Genomic DNA, 16,724 nt, shown 5'->3' on the forward strand with positions numbered 1-16,724 from the left:
CTTTGATATTTTTGCTGCAAGTCTATGGTATTTTTAAGCTTGCTTCTACGCTTTCTTGATCCCAGCTGGAATTATTCTTCGATTTTTTCAACAGCTTGGCGGATGACATCTGCATTGGCATCATTCAAAAACATATGTTCACTGAGATAACGACGCCAGGCTTTGGCCCCACGCTGCCCTTGGAAAAGTCCGAAGAGATGTTTAGCCATATGGCGTACATAAACATCATTTTCAACCTGTTGATCAACATAAGGCAGGAATTTTTCCAGAGCTTCTTTTCGTCCAATCACCGGGGCATCTTCCCCATAAATCAGCTGATCGGCATTTGCCATGATATAGGGGGTTTCATAAGCAGCCCGTCCAATCATCACGCCATCCACTTTATCAAGATGACTGGCAGCTTCTTCAATGCTTTGAATACCACCGTTTAAGATGATTTCCAGATGGGGGAAATCTTGTTTGATCATATGAACAATATCATGGCGAAGCGGGGGGATCTCTCGGTTTTGTTTCGGGCTCAAGCCTTTCAGCCAAGCTTTGCGCGCATGAATAATAAAGGTCTCACAGCCAGTTTGGGCAATCGTATCAATAAAGGCCCCTAGCAATTCGTAACTGTCCAGATCATCAATGCCAATACGATGTTTAACGGTAATGGGCACTTCACTGGCATCCTGCATGGCCTTGATGCAATCGGCTACAAGGGCGGGTTCTGCCATCAAACAGGCCCCAAAACGCCCGGCACTGACACGGTCACTGGGGCAACCGCAGTTCAGATTGATTTCGTCATATCCCCAGTCATTGGCAATTTTACAACATTGTGCCAGTTGAGCAGGGTCACTTCCCCCTAGTTGTAAGGCGATGGGGTGTTCAATATCGCTATAATCCAGAAAGCGCCCCGGTCCATCTTTGCCAAAAATAATGGCTGGTGCCACAACCATTTCAGTATACAGCAATGTATTCTTTGTCAGCCCCCGCATAAACACCCGTTGATGACGGTCAGTCCATTCCATCATCGGGGCTACAGAAAGGCGGCGATCCAGCTTTTTAGGTGAAGTGTTCATAGCCGCGCAATATAAGCAGCTGGGGCTCTTTTTCAAGAGAATTCATCGCTAGGATCAAGCCTGCTTTAATCCAGACGGAAGCCGACTTTCAAGACAACTTGGTAATGACCGACTTTTCCTTCCACAATATGACCTCGGGTTTCTTTGACTTCAAACCAGTCCATATGTTTGATGCTTTGAGATGCCTTGGCTAAAGCGGTTTCAATCGCATCTTCAATGCTTTTGGTGGATGATCCGACGATTTCAACTTTTTTATAGACGTGACTGCTCATAACTGAATCCCTGTATATACAATGGACAATATTTTCTTATTATATTGGATATAGGAATGAAGAGGCCCAATACGTAGGAAAAAATGGTGGTGTATCCGACCTCACTGGCTAAAAAACGCCTGATTACTTTTATACTGATTGCCTTTTTTGGGTTGTTTTGTTCGGTTGGGGCTGGGGTCTTTGTTAAGGTCTGGTATCAAAACAGTTTGAAAATTGCTGAAAAAAACTGGGGGGCGAATGTAGCATCCCAGATTAAAAGTGAGATTTCTCGTGAGACGGAAGTTTTACACAGCGTTAAAAGTATCTTATCTGGTCAAAGCGACTTTCCCAAAGATCACATCGACGTTTTTATGTCCTCTTCACTTGTACGCTATCCTCATTTACAACAGGTTTTTTGGGGGGAGAAAACCCGGAAAAGGGGCCGGACCTATAACATGACGCAGGTCTTTCTGCGCAATCGGACAGGTGTTGAGAGTGAAGAAAATATTCTGGACCTTCGCGAAATTGATTTACTTGTGGAACGGACGCAACGAAGCCGCCGTTTATTAATTGTTCCCAAGGGAAGTTTGCGTGGTCAAAGCCTTTTTTATGCAGCCTTACCAGTGAACGCCGGGGAGGGCACAGGCCATAATGTGGTTGAGGGAGTACTCCTTGCCCAATTTGATTTTGGAAATCTCTTTCGCCGGGTTTTGACCACGCGAGCAGGTCAGATGGAAGCGATTGAATTATATGATGTGACCTTATCAATTGTGCCATTAAGGCTCTTTTCCCATCATGGCAATGCACTGAAAAAGACAGCGGGGATGACCCGTTTTGCCGTTGCAGGGCGGATTTTTGAGGTGCGTTTCCAATCGCTAGGGCAAAACCAGTTTGTACCGATATGGCTTTTGGTCATTTTGCTGGGGGTGGTGATCACCGGGCTGGTGCTTGTCTTGACCTTCAGAATGAACCAGATGGCGTTTATGATTGAAGATGGGGTCGCACTTCAAACCCAAGACCTCAATCAGCGAAATTTATTGTCACGTCACTTTCTGAATTCAACGTTGGAGGCGTTTTTTGCCCTTGATGAGAAGGGAATGATTATTAAAGGCAATACACGGGGGGATGAGTTGTTTTTTGGCGGACTGGAAAGTTGTGTCGGGCGGCCTATCGCTGAATTGTTTATTCCGATTGAGTTTAACAAGATACTCACATCGCAAGGCGGGTTTCATCCTATTGAATTGAATAAGGCCATTGCCGTGGACGGGCGGGCTTATGATGGGGAAAAAATCCCGTTGGAGGTTCGCCTTACCGAGATTGAAGGGGCAGAAGACTTTAAATGGCTGGTGATTTGTCGTGATATTACAATGCGGATGCGGGCGGAAAAAAGACTGGCAAACAGTGATAAACAGTTCCGTCAGGCGTTTACGCTCAGCTCTGTTCCCATGGCGATTTTGAATCCCACTGGCTTTATTACGGATTCTAACAAGTCGTTTCAAAAGTTTTTGGGCTATTCTGATCAGGAACTGTCATCAAAGCCGATTAAAAGTTTCATGCATCCGGATATGGTGGATGAATTTTATGATTGGTTACAAAGTGCGAATGAACGCAAGCGCCAGTCCTATCAGACAGAGCAGCGGCTGCTGAATCAGGCAGGGTATAACTTGTGGGTTATTGCCAGTTTCACAGCGGTGTATCGTTTTGACGGCAGTTTGAAACATGTGATTTGTCAATATCAGGATTTTACAGATCAACGCTATGCTGAACAGGAATTAAAGCTCCACCGCGATAAATTGAAGGAGCTGGTGATTGAACGTACCCGCGAGGTGGAAGGAACGCGGGAACGGTTGGTGACTTCTATTAACGCGGCAGATAGCGCCATCTTTGTTTATGACAGCAAGATGAACTTGGAATTCTGTAGTGATCTGGCCTTGGAAATGTTTCCCAAAATGAAACATGTTTTGCAGCCGGGTATCAATGCCTCTGAAATGGTGAAAGTCTGGTCCCTTTACAGTGGGGAAAATGAAGAACAGCAAGGCAAGCGTATTGAACGTCTTGAAGGCGGGGTGAATGAAGCTGACGTACGTCTAAATGATGGGCGCTGGATTAAAATCAGTCGTCGTAAAACCCCCTCTGACGGGACGGTTTCGGTGATGTCGGATGTGACAGCCTATAAGAAACAGCAGGAATTGCTGCGCATACAAGCCGAAGACTTGGCAATTGCCCTGAAGGGCCAGCAGGAAGTGAACGAACAGCAAAAAATGTTTACCTCTGTCATCTCACATGAATTTAGAACCCCCTTGGCGATCATTGATAGTACGGTTCAGCGCATCGTGCGTCGGGGGGATAAGTTAAGTGAGGCAGAACTGTATGATCGTTTGGGGCGGATTCGCATTTCAGTAAACCGTTTGTTGAAGTTAATTAAGAGTATTTTAACTGCACAGCGCCTGGAAACCGGAAAATTGGAATATAAACCTCATTTTATTGAAATAATTTCTTTCATTCAGGAGGTCTGTAGCTCTCATACGGAATTGACACAAAACCATAACATTCAGGCCCCTGTTAAAGACGATCAGATTCTGGCAAAACTGGATGGAGAATTGTTTGAACTGGCCTTGGTGAATTTGTTGAATAACGCAGAAAAATATTCACCTGAGGGCACGACAATCACGGTTAATGTCGCAGAACAGAATGGTTTCATTCATGTTTCAGTCGAAGATGAAGGGATGGGAATCTCGCTTGATGATCAGACGAAAATCTTTGATCGTTTTTTCCGCTCTTCAGACGTTGGAGCAGCAGAAGGCAGTGGGGTTGGGCTGTCAATTGTTAAACAGATAATGGTGCTTCATGGGGGTGATGTAACCTTTGAAAGTGTACCGGGTAAGGGAAGCAAGTTCACTTTAGTTATTCCAAAATTAGACTAGTTGTGTAGTTTCTCGTTTATGCATATGATGCCAATAAAAAAATAATGTGAATTAAATAAAAATAACATGAGGAGGGGAGATGTTCGGGTCATCCCTTAATACAATTCGGATGTGCATGGGCACAGCATTGCTTTTGATGCTGGTGCAACTTGTAATGTCCATCTCATCAGGCGCTGTTCTTCCTATTGCTGTGTCTTTGGTTGCTCTGATCGCGTCTCTTGTCGCCTTGATTTATTTGTCGCGGGTTTCTGGCAAAATCAAGGGGGCCGTTGCTTTTTGCCGCAAGGTTGAAAGTGGCGACTTTGAAAGCCGGATTACAGACATTGAAGGGTCTGGCGAAATCGCAGAAATGTTGTGGGCTATGAACGGTGTGGTTGACCGTATGGATGCCTTTGTGCGTGAAGCAATGGCTTCAATGGAAGCTGTCAGCCACAACCGTTTTTACCGCCGTATTCTGGAACCAGGAATGGTCGGGACATTCCTGCATGCTTCCCAAACTATTAACACGGCGACAGACGCCATGGAAAATGTGTCTGCCCGTATGTTGAAAATGGGGGATGAGCTGGAAGAAACCGTTGGTAATGGTGTAGTGGCCATTTTTGAAAGTGCCAATCAGATCAAGAACCGTTCCCAGAATATGGGCAAACGTCTGGATAGTTCATCAACGCGTTCTGTCGATGTGGCACGTGCTGCACAACGCACCAATGAAACGGTACAAATTGTCGCAGATGCGACAGACCAGCTTTCTGCATCCATTACAGAAATTAGCTCTCAGGTAAACCAGTCTGCCGCGATTGCGCGTGATGCCGTGGGGAATGCCGAGGCAGCCACATCAGCCATGGATGGCTTGAATGTGGCGGCGAACAAGATCGGAGAAGTGGTGCAATTGATTACGGCGATTGCAGAACAGACGAATCTCTTGGCCTTGAATGCAACGATTGAGGCAGCGCGCGCGGGTGATGCCGGCAAGGGGTTTGCCGTGGTTGCTGGTGAGGTGAAGAACCTTGCCAATCAAACAGCGCAGGCTACAGAAGAAATTTCTCAGCAAATTGGTGGTATTCAGGATGCAACGGAACGGGCAAGTGATGCCATCAGCAGTACCAGAAAAACAATTTCCCAGATTGATAAGATTGCAACAGCTATTGCATCAGCCGTGGAAGAGCAAGGGGCCAGCACTGAAAATATCGCATCTAATATGCGGGATGTGGCTGAAAACTCCGAAATGGTCCGTAGCCGGATTATTAAGGTTAACCAGGGCTCGGCAACATCTTACAGTGCGGTCATTCGCGTCATGTGGGCGGCGCGTGATTTGAACAAGCCTGCACAACAACTCGACGATGAAGTCAAAGCATTCCTGAAGAGTTTGCGAACACAATAAATGAGAACAGAGAGAAATTAATGCAACATACAATTACTGAAAATAACGGGGTCGTACACGTCAAGCTGTTAGGGGAGTTGACGTTAACTGACGAGGAAAGCTTCCGTTCCCTTAGTCTGGAGGCATCCGAAGCAAATGGCAGCAAATGTGTCATTGACCTGACAGGGTTGGAGTTTCTGGATTCCGCAGGTCTTGGGCTTTTGCTTGTTTTAAAAGAGTTTTGTGATGATACATCCAAGACTGTTTCACTGATCCCTGGTTCCGGGGATGTACGTGAGATCCTTGATATTTCAGAATTTTCGAGCCTGATCCCTTACGAAGAGTAATTATTTCCGATGGAAAGCTGGAAAAGCAACTGTCTGGTCATTGAAAGTGATCCCGAAGCACGCCAGAAAATTACGAACTGCGTGAGCGTTCATGGTTTCGGCATGGTGTTTTGTGATGGCTTGAAGACCTGTCCTCCATTGGAACATGAGCCTGACACCATTATTTTTGGCCCCGGTGCCATCATGTCTGAGGACGATGATGTCAGCGATATGGAACTCCTCATTCGGGAATGCCAAATTCCGATCCTGTGTTGGCCGGATCAAAAGGCGATGTTGGACGAACGTTATGAGGATGTGCACAGCTATCATGGTTGTGAAGACATTACTCATATGGTGTTGTCCTATGTGTTATCCCATGCACGGCGACGCAACATCCGTGAAATGATGTTGAATGCGGTGGAAGGGATTTCGCATTTAAATTCTGGTGAATTTGTCTTTAAAAATTTTGAAGAAGCACAGGCGCTTGCCCGCTTGCTGTCCAGTTTATCTCCAGACAAAAAAATATTGCGTCTGGGGATGATGGAATTGTTTGTAAATGCCATTGAACACGGCAATCTGGAAATTACCCACGAAGAAAAGATTGATTTGCGCAATCAGGGGCGCTGGGTTGAAGAAATTGAAAAACGTCAGGAAGACGCTGTTTTTCGTGAGCGATGCGCCAGCTTAAAACTTAAACGTGACAATGACAGACTGTACCTTAGGTTGGAAGATGAGGGGCAGGGGTTTGACTGGGAAAAGGTCATGAAAGCCATGCAGGAAAAAGCCAACTTGACGAAATCCGGGCGTGGTATTGTCATTGTGCAGAAATCCGGTTTGGAAAATATCAGTTATATTGGCAAGGGTAATATTGTCGAATGTTCCTTTGAAATCACAAATAAAGAGGGGTTGTGATGGTCAAAATTCTGTGTATCGAAGACGAAAAAGACCTGCGCCGCGATATTTGTGAAGAATTGCGTGATAATGATTATGACGTGATTGAAGCTTCCAACGGGGCGCAGGGACTTGATTTGATCCGCACCGAAATGCCTGACTTGGTTTTATGCGATATTCGAATGCCCATTATGGATGGCTATGAGCTGTTGGATACGGTGCGTAACAGTTATGGACAGTGGGCCAATGTGCCTTTCCTTTTTCTGACAGCTTTTGGTGAACGTGAAGATGTGCTCAAAGGGCTGTCTTGTGGGGCAGATGATTATCTGACCAAACCAATTGACTATGACATGTTGATTGCGCGTGTGGTGACCGTATTGCGACAGGTCAACCGGGTAACGCAACAGGTCAAGAACGATCAGCGTGAAATGCAGAAAGAGCTGAATCGCGCTCACGCCATGCAGCGTGACCTTCTGCCTTCTGAAGAGAAAGAACGCTTGTTAGAACGGGCCTATAACCTGACGATCTCAAGCCATTATGAACCATCGACCGAGCTGGGTGGGGATATTTGGGGAATGCACCTGATGTCCCCCAGTAAGGTGATGTTCTATCTTGTGGATTTCTCTGGTCATGGCATTGCGGCTGCCATGAATACATTCAGGCTACACAGTAAAATTGATAGCGAACCCATTGGGGAGATGAACCCGGCTGAATATTTAATGCATTTGAATGAATGGCTAAGTACTCAATTACAGACCGGGCAATATGCAACCATCACATTGGGTGTCATTGATCTGGAGCGTCATGTGTTTGAATATGCTGCTGCCGGGTCAACCACACCCATTCGTCTGGATCATCAAAAGCAGAAAATTGAGCTGGGTTCAGGAAAAGGGATTCCCCTTGGGCTTAGTGCTAAGGCCAAGTATGAAAACCGGACAATGGAATTCAATAAAGGGGACGGGATCTTCCTTTATAGCGATGCCTTGATTGAACATGGTCGCAAAGAAGGCTTAAGCCTTGGGCGTGATGGTGTGGAAATGCTGGCGCTGGAAGCCCTGTATTAATATTCAAACGATTTTGCAGCCCTTCCTTGATCAGGCACCGCGTCCCTTAAGTGATGATTTGACGGCCTTTTATTGCGCTTGGAACGGTTAGGTTGTACGCACATCCTATTGATGTAATTGGATAATTTTTGCAATTATTGCGAAATAAGGCAGATTTCGACATATTGAGGTCACATTCATTCGTTAGGACTCTTTAACAGAGATTAAGGGGAACCGGGTAAGCTCCCGGTCTGGAGAAGAGAATGAATTACGAAGAATTTTTTGCTGAACGTATTGCTGACCTGCAAGATGAGGGTAACTATCGTGTCTTTGCAGATTTGGAACGTCGTGCGGGTGATTTCCCCCATGCGATGAATTATCGCGACAGTGGCGTTGAACAAGTGACGGTCTGGTGTTCAAATGACTATTTGGGCATGGGCCAGAACAAAGAAGTCATGAACGCCATGCATGAGGCTCTGGATAAATGTGGTGCTGGTGCTGGCGGGACCCGCAATATTTCCGGGACCAACCACTACCATGTTCTGCTGGAACAGGAACTGGCAAAATTGCATGGTACAGAAGCCGCCTTGATCTTTACCTCTGGCTATGTGGCGAACTTTACCGCTCTTTCCACATTGGGGGCAAAGATGCCAGGGATGCTGATTATCTCTGATGAGTTGAACCACAACTCCATGATTGAAGGGATCCGTTTGGGCCGCAGTGAAAAAACGGTTTTCAAACATAATGACCTGGAAGACCTTGAGCGTATCTTAAAAGAGCAACCGCTGGATCGCCCGAAAATGATCGCCTTTGAATCTGTTTATTCCATGGATGGGGACATTGCCCCGATCAAGGAAATTTGTGATTTGGCCGATAAATATAATGCCATGACCTATATTGATGAAGTTCATGCCGTTGGCCTTTATGGTGAACATGGCGCTGGTGTGGCGGAACGTGAAGGGCTGATGGATCGTCTGACGGTTATTCAAGGGACGATGGCGAAAGGGTTTGGCGTTGTTGGCGGTTATATCGCTGGGTCCAAGGCTATGTGTGACTTTGTCCGTTCCTTTGGTCAGGGCTTTATTTTCTCCACATCCATTCCGCCTGCGGTGGCAGCAGGGTGTTTGGCATCCATCAAATATGTGGCTGAACATAATGAAATCCGTGTGAAGCATCAGGCCAACGCCAAGATGTTGCGTGAGAAACTCGATGCTGCAGGTATCCCTCATATTGAAAACCCAAGCCATATTGTACCGGTTATGGTGGGGGATCCGGTTCTGTGTAAGCAGGCCAGTGATATGTTGATGGAAAAATTCAATCATTATGTCCAGCCGATCAACTACCCGACGGTTCCCAAGGGGACAGAACGTTTGCGCTTTACGCCTTCGCCGTTCCACACCGAAGAAATGATGGATAACTTGGTGGCTTGTTTGAGACAGGTCTGGGAAAGTCTGGCTTTGAAAAAAGCGGCTGCTGAATAATTTATTTCACAGCGATATTCTGACTTGGGCGGCCTTGGCCGCCCTTTTTATTTTACCTGCTTGCACCTTAACAAGAAATCGGCCATATCATAGAGGCACTTTTATTTCTGAAGAAACGTGTCATGTATGCCGATAATACACTAACGCCAAAAGAAGCTGTCAGATTATGCGCACTGGGCACTCTTGCTCAGGCCGAGCAGCCTATGCGTTATAGTATTCTGGCCCATGATGCCCGCCATTTTATGAGCCGTGTGACTGGCCCATCCCTGGAATTGATGGGCACTTCCCTTGAGTTGTTGAAATTTGAAGGGCTGATTGCCCCATCTGAGGGGCAGGGGATGGAAGATGACGCGCTGATGGAATTAACCGATAAGGGGGCAGAAGAATTACATAAGCTTCTTATGGCGCGGGTGCGTGCGGAAAGTAATGACCTGAATAAACTGATCATCACGCTAAAATTCCGTTTTCTCCACCTTTTACCTGCCGAAGAACAGTGCAACCAGGTCGATAGTTTGTGTGATGCTGCCCAGGCCGAACTTTCCCGTTTGGGGGATTTGCGTGATAACCATGTAGAAGAAACCGGCCATCTCACCGATTGGTTGGACCATGACCTTGATCTGATCGAAAAACGCCTTGAATGGCTTGAAACAATGCGTAACGCCCTGTACGAAAAAGCCTTTCCAGACGGGCTTTAAGCACTTTGCAGATGGACTTCCAGCCCGTTTTTAAACAGGTCTGAAGAGAGTTCTTTTTGAAGATAGCCGACAGCACCGTTGTGAATGCAGCTTTCAGCGACAATCGTATTGTCATTGGCTGTCAACATAATGACTTTTGCTGCCGGGTTGATTTTTAACAGGCTTTTCAGGGTATCAATCCCGTTTTTGCGGGGCATTTCAATGTCCAGCAGGGTTAAATCAGGCTTGAGTTCTGTAAACATCTCTTCGGCTTCCACCCCGTCACAGGCTTGACCCACAACAGTCGCCCCCATGGCTTCAATCATGACAGACATCATGGTGCGGATGGTTTGGGTATCGTCAACGATCAGAACAGTTGGTTTTGTCATTTTGCGCCTGTTTATTATGATTAATACTTATTCTCTTTTATAATAGGTTTTGTGCAATACAGTTTAAAGTATAATTTAAAAGAAAAGCCTTAAAACAAATGTTGCCCACCTGTCAGCCACATTTCCGTCCCCGTCACATAAGACGAATCTTCTGAACAGAGATAATAGATGCTGGAGGCGACTTCGTCTGTGGAACCCATGCGGTTAAGCGGGATGCGTGGGATCAGGGTTTCATATTCCGGCTGGATCATATCGGTTTGAATTTCCCCTGGCGCAACCGCATTGACCCGTACGCCAATGGCGGCAAATTCATTGGCCATTTCACGGGTGAGGGCTGACAGGGCAGCCTTGGAAATAGAATAGGCTGATCCGGCAAAGGGGTGGATATAATGCCCGGCAATGGAGGTTACATTCACAATCGCCCCGCCACCGCGATGAAGGGCAGGCGCAAAGCCACGCGAGAGTTTGAGCGGAGCATAGAAGTTAAGATCAAAGACCTGTTGCCAAGCCTCTAAATCGCCATTCAAACAGCCCAGTCGTTCTTTGAAGGGCGTCTTTGGGGACATGCCTGCATTGTTGACCAAGGCGTGAAGCGGGTCATCGCCCAATAGCTTGTTAGCCTCATGTACAAAGCTTGCCAGACTGTCATCATCACCCAGATCGGTTGGGTAATGAAAGGCGTAATTTGGGTCGCGCATACATTCCGGTGGCACATCCTGACGCGCACAGGTAATCACCCGCCAGCCTTTGTTGAGGAAATACTGTGCCGTTGCATGACCAATCCCTTGGCTTGCCCCTGTAATCACTGCTGTTTTTTGTGTGTCATTTGCCATAATATGAAGAGAGTAACGCCACTTGCTTGTCAGGACAATCAGAAATGAAACAAAGCGAAGTGATTGATTTTCTCATGAAACCGCAAAGTTATGGCTTGGATGAGACGCAACCCATTCAGCGTTACGATACCCATATCTCGGTCATTTTTATTGCAGGCGATTATGCCTATAAATTAAAGCGGGCTATCGCCTTACCTTTCGTTGATTTCAGCCGATTGGAAGACCGTGAGAAATTTTGCCGTCTGGAATTGAAAATTAACCAGATAAACTCCCCGCACCTGTATCTGGATGTGGTGCCCATCTGTGAAAAAGAGGGGCTTCACCTTGGCGGGCAGGGAGAAGTCGTTGACTGGCTGGTGAAGATGAAATGCTTTGATCAGTCCCAACTGTTTGATCAGCTTTGTGAAAATGGGCAGCTTCATATCGCTGATATGGAAAGCCTGAGCGATCATATCGTGGAGTGTTATCAGGATTACCAACGCAATGATGAATATGGCGGTGCTGCGGGGATGGTGCGGGCTTTTGACGGCCATTACAAAGCTTTTGAAAATTGCCCCGAGCATGTGCTGGATCAAGCTTTGCTCGATGATCTGAAAAAGCAGGTGGCTGGGGAAATGACACGCCATACAGAGGGGTTAAATGCCCGTCAAAAAAATGGTTATGTGCGCCATTGTCATGGGGATTTACACCTGCGCAATATTTGTTTTTTTGAAGGTCAGATCACTTTGTTTGATGCGATTGAGTTTGAACCGGATTATGCGGTGATCGATATTCTGTATGATTTGTCCTTCTTATTGATGGATCTCTGTCATCGCAAACGTTTGGATCTTGCCAACTGTGTGATGAACCGTTATCTCGGGCGCACAGGCGATGTGGCTGGTTTGAAGCTCTTGGGGCTGTTTTTATCTTCGCGTTCAGCTATCCGTACTCATGTAAATGCGGTGGCCTCACAAAACCAGCCATCAGCGGCTCTCAGGTTGGCGTGGGAAGAAGATGCCCGATGTTATTTAAAAGAATCTCTGGGCTATCTTGAAGCGCAGCCTGTGATGCTGGTCGCCATTGGCGGGTTGTCTGGCAGCGGGAAATCAACACTGGCAAAAGCATTGGCCCCGACGTTAGGTAAGCAACCAGGGGCTTTTATCGCCAGAACCGACATGATCCGCAAAAGATTGATGCAGGTTGCTCCCTTTGAAAAACTTCCCAAATCGGCATATCAGCTGGATGTGACGCAAAAGACCTATGAGACCTTGTATCAGGAAACCCGTGTCGCGATTGAAAGTGGCTATTGCGTTATTATTGACGGGGTATTTGCCAAAGAGGAAGAACGACAAAAATTGTCTGAATTAGCCACTGAGTTAGGCATTCCTTTTGCGGGCCTTTGGCTTGAGGTTGACCAAAAGGTTCTGGAAAATCGGGTGAGGGGACGTAAAAACGATCCTTCGGATGCAGATGTTCAGGTTGTGCGTTTACAGGCGGGATATAAGCTCGGAGCTATAGATTGGCACAGGCTTGATGCATCGACTGATTTGGGCCATCTGACTGAAAAAGCCCATAAAATTTTGACCGATGTCTGGAAAAGCTTAAAAAATCAGGGTATGCTTAACAGGTAATACCAAAAACGCTGGGAGGTTGTTATGTGTATGAAATCCATTCTTGCCCCGATTGATGGGGCCAAGTCATCCCATGCGGTTTTAAATGCGGCTTTCGTCATTGCCGAAGAATTTGCCAGCCATATCAATGTGCTGCATGTGGAGCCTGATCCCCGTTCTGCGATCCCTTTATTGGGGGAGGGGATGTCCGGGGCGATGATTGAAGATATGATCGCCTTGGCTGAAAAAGAAAATAGTGAACAGCGTGCCCAGGCTCATAGTTTCTATAAATATGCCCTAGAAGACCATGAGGCCGTGGAAAGCTCAAGGCCGCTTGAAGGGGTAAAGATCACAACGCAATGGTTGGAAGATCAGGGCCGTGAAGATGAGGTTATTGCCCGTTATGGGCGTTTGGCTGATATGATTTTGGTGCCAAAACCTGTCGAGGATAACGAAGTTTATTCCACACTGGCGATTAATGCAGCCTTGTTTGAAACCGGGCGCCCCATGATGTTATTGCCGGAATTACCTATCGAGAAATTTCCCAGAAATATTACCGTTTGCTGGAATGGGTCCATGGAAGGGGCGCGTGCGGTTGCAGCGGCGAAACCTTTTTTGAAAAAGGCAGAAACAATCTATGTGATTACCGCTGATACATCAGCAACCGATAGCCCGGTGGGCAATGAACTGCTGGACTATCTGCAATGGTATGATATTGAGGCCAAAGCCGTTTTTTTCACCCCAGCTGGAAAATCAGTTGGTCAGGCCCTGTTGTCAGAAAGCTTGAAGCTGGGGGCTGAAATGATGGTTATGGGGGGGTATACCCACAGTCGCATGCGGGAATTGATTATGGGGGGCGCCACACGTGATGTGATCGAAAATGCCCAAATTCCTGTGATTATGGGGCATTAAAACAGCCCCAGCTGTTTTTCCCTTGGTTGTTCTTCGTCGATATCAAAGGCAATATTCTTTGGTGGGGCTAAAAGGTCGCCTAACTGTTGGGTTTGGGTTTTCTTGTCCAGCCAGCGTTGATATTGAATGGGCGGCAATAAAACGGGCATCCGGTCATGAATATGGGCAATAGCCGGGTGTGGGGCGCAGGTGATGATTGTAAAACGGTCCTTATCATACAGCCCTGCCATGGCAAATTGTGTGATCCCGTTAATGGAAATCCGGTTTTTCAATTTGCCCCCTTCATCTTGACGATATTCAAACCAGGCTGTTGCTGGAACAAGGCAACGGTTTTGTAAGGCGGGGCGGAAGGTTGCTTTTTCAAGTAAGGTTTCTGCACGGGCATTAATCAGGGGCTTTGTCGACCATTCAACTTGAAATCCCCATGGTAAGACTTCGGCATGGCCCATTTGGTCAATGACCAAGGCATCATCGGTTGGGCGCTTTAGGCGTTTTGATTTTGGAATGGTCGATAAGCCATAGGTTTGCTGGAGGACCTTTGCCAAAATATCAGCTTCAAAGGTGGAACACATGGTTATTCGCTATTTCGTCGTTGGGCGATTACCTCGGCACTGGGCCAGAAATCAGCCCCGTCGGCGTAGTACCAGTCGCTGAGGCGGTTTATACCGTTTTGATGATGCAAGCGTCCGATGAAGGTTCCCATAGAAGATTGATGATCGCTGGCCCGATAGTGAATGGTTCCCAAGGGGCTGTCAAAAAACAGATTTTCGAATTTCTCTGCACTGGATGGTGCTTGATCGTTTTTGAAAGCTTGGGCAATCGAAGTCAGGGTCATATAACCAACAAGGGAGCCCAGCATAGGGGATTCTGCAAAGCGTGATTGATAGGCTTGCACAAATTGGCGATGGGCATGGGTTTGAATTTGTTCCCATGGATAGCCGGAGACAATCCAGTTGTCACAGACTGGAGAGGTCAGCGTTTTCAGGTATTCCGGTTCACCACTGAGCAGGCTGACCACGGATTTATTCTGGAAGAACTTTGTCTTTTCAGATGCTTTGACCAGCTTTTCCAAATCTGTTGAAAAAGTGACGTTAAAGATAGCGTCGATATTTTTATTCGACAGGTTTTCAATGACGTCATCTGGCCGGATTTTAAACAGATCAACCCATTGGGTTTCAGCAAATTCTACATCTGGGCGGGCGGCGCGAATGACGGTTTTGAAGTTTTCAACAGCAGAATGACCATATTCGTAATTGGGAGCAATACAGGCCCACCGGGTCACAGGCAGCTTGATCGCTTCTTTTGCCAGCATGCGGGTTTGCATATAGGTACTGGGGCGCAGACGAAAGGTATAGGGATTTCCCTTTTCCAGTGTGATTTTGTCGCTTAAGGGTTCTGCTGCGATAAAGGGGATACGGTTTTGTGCGGCATAATCAGCCAGGGCCAGCCCAATGTGAGACAGGAAAGAGCCGCTTAGAACATCGGCCTTTTTTGTTTCAGTCAGGAATTTTGCAGCGCGCACCGCTTCTGTGAGGTTGCCCCGATCATTTTGGGAAAAGACCTCCAGCGGTCTTCCTGAAACACCGCCGTTTAAATTGATTTGTTCTTTTGCCAGTATCCAGCCTTTGCGATAAGGAATGGTGAAGCGGTTGATGCTGGGAATATAGCTATTGATATCCCCGACGATCAGGGGGCGCACACGGGCGTGAAGCAGGGAAGGGGTGCATATGGCAGCGACACCGCCTGCACCAAGCTTCAATATATCGCGCCGATGAACCATAGGGCACTTCCTTCACATTTATCTTCTCTCAGTGTATAAGTTCGCCTACCTTCTCGCAACTGGTTAAAGAGTTTCCCCATGCCTTCTGAACTTCCCACAAATGTTACGATCGGCAGTGATCATATTTGGTGTCAGCTTTTTGACAGTGCAAAACGTTTTAAGACCTCACGGCCCACATTATTTCTGGATCGTGATGGGGTCATTGTGGAAGAGGTTCATTATTTGCATAAGGTTGAAGATGTTGCCCTGATAGGGGGGGCTGCGAAAATTATCCGTGCGGCAAATGAACGTGACATTCCTGTAGTGGTTGTGACCAATCAATCGGGGCTGGCCCGTGATATGTTTGGTTGGGCGCAGTTCAATGCGGTGCAGGCAAAAATGCATGAGTTGTTGAAGGATGAGGAAGGGGCTTTTGTGGATGCGGTCTATGCCTGCCCCTTTCATAAAACTGGTATTGAGCCTTTTAACGATCCTGATCACGAAGCGCGCAAACCCAACCCGGGGATGTTATTACGTGCGATGGGGGCATTGCCGATTCAGGGGAAAGGGTCCTGGATTGTTGGGGATAAGGCCAGTGATTTAAAAGCCGGGTTAAAGGCACAAATCTCAGGTGGGGTCCATGTTCTAACAGGGCATGGGCGCGATGAAGGGGAAGCTGACAAAGCAAAAGCCGTCGCAAAGGACGGCTTTGATGTAAGGTCGCTTAATTCGATTGCTGAAATCAGAATAGATGAACTGTTTTAATCGTTTGGACCGTAATGGATGTAATCTGTCCAGGTTCTTTCCAGACGTTTCAGGGCTTTTAGGGTGACTTCTACTTCAATGGGGGTGAGACCGAATGCTTTCATGGTTTGGGCATGATGGTCTTCCATTTTCTTAAGGTTTGCGGTGAACTCAAGCGCTTTTGGTGTCAATTTCACATTGACGGAACGACGGTCATGAGGGGAACGCTTTTGTTCCAGAAAGCCGCTTTCTGTCAGTTTCTTGATATTATAGGAAACGTTGGAGCCTTGATAATACCCGCGTTCGATCAAGTCACGAATCGAAATTTCTTCATCTCCGATGTTGGCAAGCAACAAGGCTTGCACGGCATTTAAATCTTTGATCTCCAGGCGGTTGAGTTCAGCACGCAATACGTCGAGAAAACGACGGTGCAAACGCTCAATCATACGTGTGAGGTCAAGATATTCTTTTTTCATTCATTTCATCCCAA

The 16,724-nt window shown here is 46.9% G+C and carries 17 protein-coding genes; 10 read left to right on the forward strand and 7 right to left on the reverse strand.

The annotated features are described in order from the left end of the window. Window positions 1-71: 71 nt before the first annotated feature. Together dusA and E4K71_RS03360 are read right to left on the reverse strand one after the other, a co-directional pair. Window positions 72-1,061 carry a tRNA dihydrouridine(20/20a) synthase DusA gene (gene dusA / locus E4K71_RS03355; protein ID WP_135076544.1) on the reverse strand — a complete coding sequence of 330 codons (990 nt, stop codon included), beginning with the start codon at window positions 1,059-1,061 and terminating at the stop codon, window positions 72-74. A gap of 65 nt (window positions 1,062-1,126) precedes the next feature. After that, complete coding sequence (locus tag E4K71_RS03360) at window positions 1,127-1,333, reverse strand: dodecin (RefSeq protein WP_135076547.1); 207 nt, start codon at window positions 1,331-1,333, stop codon at window positions 1,127-1,129. 83 nt (window positions 1,334-1,416) lie between these two features. Here E4K71_RS03360 and E4K71_RS03365 point away from each other — a divergent pair, with 83 nt between their 5' ends. The 7 genes from E4K71_RS03365 (at window position 1,417) to E4K71_RS03395 (ending at window position 10,029) form a co-directional block, all read left to right on the forward strand. Beyond that, entirely contained in the window at window positions 1,417-4,236 is a 2,820-nt protein-coding gene (locus E4K71_RS03365) for a PAS domain S-box protein (RefSeq protein ID WP_135076550.1), read from the forward strand. A 115-nt stretch (window positions 4,237-4,351) separates the two neighbouring features. Further along, complete coding sequence (locus E4K71_RS03370) at window positions 4,352-5,614, forward strand: methyl-accepting chemotaxis protein (RefSeq protein WP_167730239.1); 1,263 nt, start codon at window positions 4,352-4,354, stop codon at window positions 5,612-5,614. Window positions 5,615-5,634: 20 nt separating this feature from the next. After that, window positions 5,635-5,940, forward strand: a complete 306-nt coding sequence (locus E4K71_RS03375) for an STAS domain-containing protein (protein WP_135076556.1) — start codon at window positions 5,635-5,637, stop codon at window positions 5,938-5,940. A gap of 9 nt (window positions 5,941-5,949) precedes the next feature. After that, window positions 5,950-6,831, forward strand: a complete 882-nt coding sequence (locus E4K71_RS03380; protein ID WP_135076559.1) for an ATP-binding protein — start codon at window positions 5,950-5,952, stop codon at window positions 6,829-6,831. Next, entirely contained in the window at window positions 6,831-7,874 is a 1,044-nt protein-coding gene (locus E4K71_RS03385) for a SpoIIE family protein phosphatase (protein WP_135076562.1), read from the forward strand. The genes E4K71_RS03380 and E4K71_RS03385 overlap by 1 nt, the downstream gene beginning before the upstream one ends. Before the next feature lie 242 nt (window positions 7,875-8,116). Further along, window positions 8,117-9,334: a 5-aminolevulinate synthase gene (hemA, locus tag E4K71_RS03390; RefSeq protein ID WP_135076565.1), complete on the forward strand. Its 1,218-nt coding sequence runs from the start codon at window positions 8,117-8,119 to the stop codon at window positions 9,332-9,334. A gap of 122 nt (window positions 9,335-9,456) precedes the next feature. Then, window positions 9,457-10,029, forward strand: a complete 573-nt coding sequence (locus E4K71_RS03395) for a hypothetical protein (protein WP_135076568.1) — start codon at window positions 9,457-9,459, stop codon at window positions 10,027-10,029. Here E4K71_RS03395 and E4K71_RS03400 read toward each other — a convergent pair. Both E4K71_RS03400 and E4K71_RS03405 read right to left on the reverse strand, forming a co-directional pair. Then, window positions 10,026-10,397: a response regulator gene (locus E4K71_RS03400; protein ID WP_135076571.1), complete on the reverse strand. Its 372-nt coding sequence runs from the start codon at window positions 10,395-10,397 to the stop codon at window positions 10,026-10,028. The two genes, E4K71_RS03395 and E4K71_RS03400, sit on opposite strands and share 4 nt — an antisense overlap. A gap of 89 nt (window positions 10,398-10,486) precedes the next feature. Then, the gene (locus E4K71_RS03405) at window positions 10,487-11,230 is read right to left on the reverse strand and encodes an SDR family oxidoreductase (protein WP_135076574.1); all 744 of its coding nucleotides are present in this window, start codon (window positions 11,228-11,230) and stop codon (window positions 10,487-10,489) included. A 44-nt stretch (window positions 11,231-11,274) separates the two neighbouring features. Between E4K71_RS03405 and E4K71_RS03410 the strand changes: the two genes are divergently transcribed. Both E4K71_RS03410 and E4K71_RS03415 read left to right on the forward strand, forming a co-directional pair. Then, window positions 11,275-12,840 (forward strand): bifunctional aminoglycoside phosphotransferase/ATP-binding protein, encoded by a 1,566-nt coding sequence (locus E4K71_RS03410; protein WP_135076577.1) that lies wholly within the window; start codon window positions 11,275-11,277, stop codon window positions 12,838-12,840. Between the two features lie 30 nt (window positions 12,841-12,870). Then, window positions 12,871-13,731 (forward strand): universal stress protein, encoded by an 861-nt coding sequence (locus E4K71_RS03415; RefSeq protein ID WP_167730241.1) that lies wholly within the window; start codon window positions 12,871-12,873, stop codon window positions 13,729-13,731. Here E4K71_RS03415 and E4K71_RS03420 read toward each other — a convergent pair. Both E4K71_RS03420 and E4K71_RS03425 read right to left on the reverse strand, forming a co-directional pair. Continuing rightward, complete coding sequence (locus E4K71_RS03420) at window positions 13,728-14,303, reverse strand: SOS response-associated peptidase family protein (RefSeq protein WP_135076583.1); 576 nt, start codon at window positions 14,301-14,303, stop codon at window positions 13,728-13,730. The two genes, E4K71_RS03415 and E4K71_RS03420, sit on opposite strands and share 4 nt — an antisense overlap. 2 nt (window positions 14,304-14,305) lie before the next feature. Beyond that, window positions 14,306-15,511, reverse strand: a complete 1,206-nt coding sequence (locus E4K71_RS03425; RefSeq protein WP_135076586.1) for an ABC transporter substrate-binding protein — start codon at window positions 15,509-15,511, stop codon at window positions 14,306-14,308. Window positions 15,512-15,589: 78 nt separating this feature from the next. Between E4K71_RS03425 and E4K71_RS03430 the strand changes: the two genes are divergently transcribed. After that, complete coding sequence (locus E4K71_RS03430; protein WP_135076589.1) at window positions 15,590-16,255, forward strand: HAD family hydrolase; 666 nt, start codon at window positions 15,590-15,592, stop codon at window positions 16,253-16,255. On the opposite strand, the gene E4K71_RS03435 is transcribed toward E4K71_RS03430, so the two are convergent. After that, window positions 16,252-16,710 carry a winged helix DNA-binding protein gene (locus E4K71_RS03435; protein ID WP_135076592.1) on the reverse strand — a complete coding sequence of 153 codons (459 nt, stop codon included), beginning with the start codon at window positions 16,708-16,710 and terminating at the stop codon, window positions 16,252-16,254. The genes E4K71_RS03430 and E4K71_RS03435 overlap by 4 nt on opposite strands. Window positions 16,711-16,724: the final 14 nt, after the last annotated feature.

It is taken from the genome of Terasakiella sp. SH-1 (assembly GCF_004564135.1).
Lineage (GTDB): Bacteria > Pseudomonadota > Alphaproteobacteria > Rhodospirillales > Terasakiellaceae > Terasakiella.